A 4,630-nucleotide genomic window follows, 5' to 3' on the forward strand; every position below is an offset into this window, starting at 1 on the left:
AACATCCTGATTGGGATGAACATCGCCTTATTACCGCAGCCATCTCCCTGTTTCTGCTGCAAAATGCTGATGGAGACCGCCGTGTTTCCCAAGTTTATCTCGAAACTCTGTTTCGTCGTGGCTAATGTTATTCCCTAGAAGACACGAATGCCGTGTTTACCTAACTGCCGATATTCCATAAGTCATCTCCTTCTGACCTTTTTGAATTCAAAATGCAAATTAGTTAGCAGAGGGTAGCGACCGATCTTTAATTTTGTTTTAGTACTTTTTCAATTTCTACTAATTTGTGACGTAAGACTTCCTGTAATTCTATTAATTCAGCAGGGTTAGCTTGCTTGAGCAACTCTAAAGAGAGTTTTTGCAAACGATTAGATGCTTGGGATACTGCTTTTTTCTTCGTATTTTTGGTTACTGCTACCTCGGACTCAGATGCTATCACTTCAGCTACTAATTTTCGAGTAGCAACAACAGACAACTTTTCTACTATTACTTTGTGCGTAGTCTCTTCCCTAATAGATTTTGCTTTTTGTTCAGTCAATCCCAAATTTTTTGCGGAAAGTTTTTGTAGAGCCATTGCATGAACACCTTTAAGTCCTGCTCTTATGGCAAGTTTTAGGTCTTCTGCTAAAGATAGCATCGGAAAAATATTGGCATCGATAGAAGCAGGATTTAGTTGTAAATCTAACAATAGACTTAAGATTGCTCGTTCTGAGTCGCTTAAATCTAAAGATTCTAGTTCTTTTTCTTGTTTTTTTGCATCTGCTGTTATTAAATCCACCAGCGATGTTATACGCTTTTGACTATTCAAACGTCGAACTACTGTTGAAAGAATACGCGGAATATCTTGAAGTTCTAAACCAGTAATCGTAGACAATTCGCGCGCGATCGCCTCGGCTTTATCTAAAGGATTAAGGTCTTCTCGATGTAGAGAAGTTAGTAATGCTTTACGATGTAAACCAGTTGGTTCTGGAATAATAACTGCTGACAAGGTTTGCCAACCTAAAGCTTTAGCACTGCGCCAGCGTCGCTCTCCGTCAAATATTAATAGATGATTCTCCCTTTGAATCAGAATAACTGGTTGTAACTGTCCATCACTAGTTAAAGAGCGAGACATAGATTCAAGACTTTCAGTTAAAAATGTTTGTCTAGGTTGTTCTATATTTGGCTCTATTTGCTCGATAGGAATTGACAAAATACCTAATTGTGACTGAAGTTGTGTTCGCAACTCTTCCAATTGTCTTTCCAACTCGCCAGAATTTTTGTCACGAAGTTCTTCAATCTCTGCTCTTAATTGCTGTATTTCTTCCTCTGCTTCAGATAATTGCTGAGATTGCTTCGCACCTGAAAAATAATTTGTAAGATTAGGAGTGTTACGAGCGCACATAATTATTTTGTCTTTTTATTTGTCTTAGGTTTTCCAATTAAAGTCACAATATGAGAAGTAGTTTCTTTAAAATCATCTTTAGCAGGATGACTAGGACGGTAAAGATGCAATGGTAAACCTTGACCACTGGCATTGACAAATTCTGCGCTATCCCGGATTGCCGGAAATGCTCGAATCTTCATCTGTTGCAACTGTTCAGGCAATCCTGCTAGCATTTGTCTATGAGTACTTCTGCGAACATCATATTGATTGGGAACAAATCCTAAAATTTCTGGAGTTGGGTTTAAACGTAAGTGTTTGCAATGATAGTAGTACCATTCCAATAAATGTGCTGCACCTTGAATTGATTTGGGTTCTAGCTGTACGGGGATAATAATATGTGTACAAGCGGCTAGAGCCATTAAAGGTAAAGGGCCAAGGGTTGCAGGGCAATCAAAAATAACTACGTCCTGTGCTAGTGGATAATCTGTTAAACAGTCGGCTAAAAGGTAGGCTCCTCTTTTGTGTAGGACAAGTTCATCTGCTGTTTGGGTTAATACCATTCCCCCTTGACATACGACAACATTATTCGTGTATTGGCTCCAGCAAGGAGTTAATGGCCAAACACCGTCAAATTGATCTTTGAGAACTCCTGCTAAAGTCTGTTCTGGTTCTGGTGGATTCAAACCACAGAATAACGTTAATGAGCCTTGTGGATCTAGGTCTAGTAGGGCTACATTGTACTTGCGTTTTGCTAAGTCGTAAGCTAAATGAACTGAAAGTGTAGTCTTACCACTGCCTCCAGCATTGCTAATTACAGCTAATCGAATTTGCATGGCTTCGCTTTAAGTGCTATTTCCGAATCATATATTGTGACGCTGAGATCATATATCAATATATGATCCAACTAATTACTTGTCTTTTTTACTGTGTCTTCCATTCAAGATAGTTTATTAAAGAAGGTTTTATGGCAGACATCATGAAATCTAGCAAACTCCACCCAAACAACAATCAAAGCTCAAACACCCAAGTTCAAAACTAAAACAGACCCCTGATGCTAATCAGTTAGAGGCAGAGTTTCTAAATGTAACTGATGGTCAATAGAGTTGACCCGAAATGCACAGGAAGCGATTAACATTATTCTTCGCAGCGATCGCAGTGCTGCTCATGAGTCTGCACAGTCGCCCAAAGCGCAGCAAGCTTCTAAACACCGTGTTAAAAACTCAGAATATTTCAAGCGGTTTCAGTATGTGAGATTTCTAAACTGCAACAAACCAGCAAGGCGGATTATATTTTGAGTACAAGAACTGCAACAGGAATACTTTGCAAATTTATAAGTGAACCTGTAGTTGGAGAAAATAACGGGCGACCTTCAATCATCCAAATTAAGGTTAAGTGCCCCGACTGTGAGCAAACGGCGATTAGGCTGAGTACAGGAGAAGTTCTTTCAACAACAGCAATTCCTTCTCCTTGGACATAAAAAGTTTTCAACTAGCCAAATAATCTTTAATCAAGTCTTGCTCACGTCTTAAAGCTTTCATTCCTTGTCCATGAGCAGAGCGTACCTTGGAATGACTGAGATTGAGTTTTTGTGCAACTTGTTTTGCAGTCAATTTGTCCTCGCCCGACAACCCAAACTCTAACATTAAGACTTGGCGTTGATTTGGCTTCAAGGTAGCTAATAAATCCTGTAAATCTGACCGGAGACATTCTAGAGCAACATACTCTTGTGCGGAGATTCTTTCGTCGGGTAATATCTCTTGCAGTTGGTTTTCTTGGTCCTCTCCAATTCCTAACTCCAAAGAAACTAGCGGACGAAATGCGTTTAGGCATTCGGAAACTTGTTTAGGTGATGCGTCAAAATAATTCGTAATTCGTAATTCGTAATTTTACCCCAAGACTGTTCACGCAGCGTTCCGTAGGAAAGTCGCCTGCTCTGAAAAAAGGCATTATGTTTTTTATCTCCATCAATGAATTGAGTTGCTCAGTCCATTAATTACGAATTACGAATTACGAATTAGTAATTATTTAGTCATGGCGTAGGCGAATAGTGTGAGATTGTTCTGCAACTGCTCTGGTAATTGCTTGCCGAATCCACGCCTTTTGCATAAGTAGAGAATTTATAGCCCCGATTCGGCTCAAATTTTTCTACCGCATGAAAGTAAACCGATAGCTCCCTCTTGAATCAGATCCAAAAATTATAGATTACTCCAACGATACTTTTTAGCGACTGCAACCATTATTCGGAGATTGGCAGTAACCATTAAATGTTTTGCCAGTTGGACTTGTTCAAGGATTTGGGTTAATTCTGCTTCTGTCTTATTCACCTTGGCAGAGAGTTCAGACCCATTTGGAGAACGCTTTAGCCGTTGCACGAGAAGATTTTTTGCTGCTCAAGTGCCAGCATAGACCTTACAAGTCCTGCATAAAAAATTTCAAGTCTCAGTTAATAGCCTATCGATACGACCAATTTCTCGTAGATAAATTCCAAGTGTATCAGAGCCAAAGCTCGCCATCTTGCGTGAAGCTAATTTAGACCTTGACAGTAAAGTATAAATCAAACAGTCAACGATGATCTAAATTAATTTCTGCTGCATTGATAAAAAGATTTCAAAAAATCCTAATGGGGGCTATATGGGGGTTATATATACCCCAACAATCGCTCAAGACTTTGGTGAGATTTTGACCCCTATATAGGGTGTATATAGGTGCTAAATGGGGTATATTTGACTGGTTAACATTTTGTACCCCATTTAGCCCCCAAGGGGTTATGATAAGCTCTTGAGATTAGGAAAAAAGGGGAAGTTATTTTATTCTTCTCTCTCCTGCTCCCCAAAATTACCTGAACAGATAATTTTCACAAATTAAAGTGTATTACTTGGAGCCTATGTCAAACATTCACACGTTACAAAAAATTTTTCCTGCGGGTTTCGATAACGGTTACGGAAGCCTAAAACTTTTAGTCGAAGGGTTTGAAGTGGTTCGTGTCCCCAGCTATATAACCAATGCCGAGATGGAAGATGTACCCGGACGAGTAGTTTTTAACGGTAGTGCTTATACAGTTGGAGAGTCAGCTTACCGGACAGGGAATTATTTTGACCGCAACACAGACAATAATGAAAATAAAGTCAATAATGCGTTGTTGACTTTATTAGGTGCATTGGCACATCTCCCACACCGTAAGGCTTGTCACTTAAAATTAGTCGTCAGTTTACATGATGTTGCTCTGGCATCAGAACTACAAAAAGTACTCAATGGAGAATATCA

Annotated in this window: 6 protein-coding genes and 2 pseudogenes; 4 read left to right on the forward strand and 4 right to left on the reverse strand. The window is 39.4% G+C overall.

The window, feature by feature from the left end; genetic code table 11:
* Positions 1-125: DUF2811 domain-containing protein (locus CDG77_RS33505; protein WP_143857155.1), on the forward strand; the 125-nt coding region annotated here is incomplete at its 5' end.
* 122 nt (positions 126-247) lie between these two features.
* On the opposite strand, the gene CDG77_RS33510 is transcribed toward CDG77_RS33505, so the two are convergent.
* Together CDG77_RS33510 and CDG77_RS33515 are read right to left on the reverse strand one after the other, a co-directional pair.
* Positions 248-1,384, reverse strand: a complete 1,137-nt coding sequence (locus CDG77_RS33510; protein ID WP_094333473.1) for a ParB/RepB/Spo0J family partition protein — start codon at positions 1,382-1,384, stop codon at positions 248-250.
* A 2-nt stretch (positions 1,385-1,386) separates the two neighbouring features.
* A complete protein-coding gene (locus CDG77_RS33515; RefSeq protein WP_094333474.1) occupies positions 1,387-2,199 on the reverse strand; it encodes a ParA family protein in 813 nt (270 codons plus the stop codon).
* A gap of 270 nt (positions 2,200-2,469) precedes the next feature.
* Here CDG77_RS33515 and CDG77_RS33520 point away from each other — a divergent pair, with 270 nt between their 5' ends.
* Together CDG77_RS33520 and CDG77_RS36015 are read left to right on the forward strand one after the other, a co-directional pair.
* Positions 2,470-2,661 (forward strand): hypothetical protein, encoded by a 192-nt coding sequence (locus CDG77_RS33520; RefSeq protein ID WP_094333475.1) that lies wholly within the window; start codon positions 2,470-2,472, stop codon positions 2,659-2,661.
* The gene (locus CDG77_RS36015) at positions 2,658-2,843 is read left to right on the forward strand and encodes a hypothetical protein (RefSeq protein WP_143857156.1); all 186 of its coding nucleotides are present in this window, start codon (positions 2,658-2,660) and stop codon (positions 2,841-2,843) included. The genes CDG77_RS33520 and CDG77_RS36015 overlap by 4 nt, the downstream gene beginning before the upstream one ends.
* 7 nt (positions 2,844-2,850) lie before the next feature.
* On the opposite strand, the gene CDG77_RS33530 is transcribed toward CDG77_RS36015, so the two are convergent.
* Both CDG77_RS33530 and CDG77_RS39260 read right to left on the reverse strand, forming a co-directional pair.
* Positions 2,851-3,237: a sigma factor-like helix-turn-helix DNA-binding protein gene (locus CDG77_RS33530; RefSeq protein ID WP_223270119.1), complete on the reverse strand. Its 387-nt coding sequence runs from the start codon at positions 3,235-3,237 to the stop codon at positions 2,851-2,853.
* Positions 3,238-3,403: 166 nt separating this feature from the next.
* Positions 3,404-3,657, reverse strand: a pseudogene (locus CDG77_RS39260) (sigma-70 family RNA polymerase sigma factor); the annotation flags it as partial.
* Between the two features lie 593 nt (positions 3,658-4,250).
* Here CDG77_RS39260 and CDG77_RS33535 point away from each other — a divergent pair.
* Positions 4,251-4,630 (forward strand): annotated as a pseudogene (locus CDG77_RS33535) (hypothetical protein); the annotation flags it as partial.

Origin of the sequence: Nostoc sp. 'Peltigera membranacea cyanobiont' 213 (assembly GCF_002245975.1) — a bacterium.
GTDB lineage: Bacteria > Cyanobacteriota > Cyanobacteriia > Cyanobacteriales > Nostocaceae > Nostoc.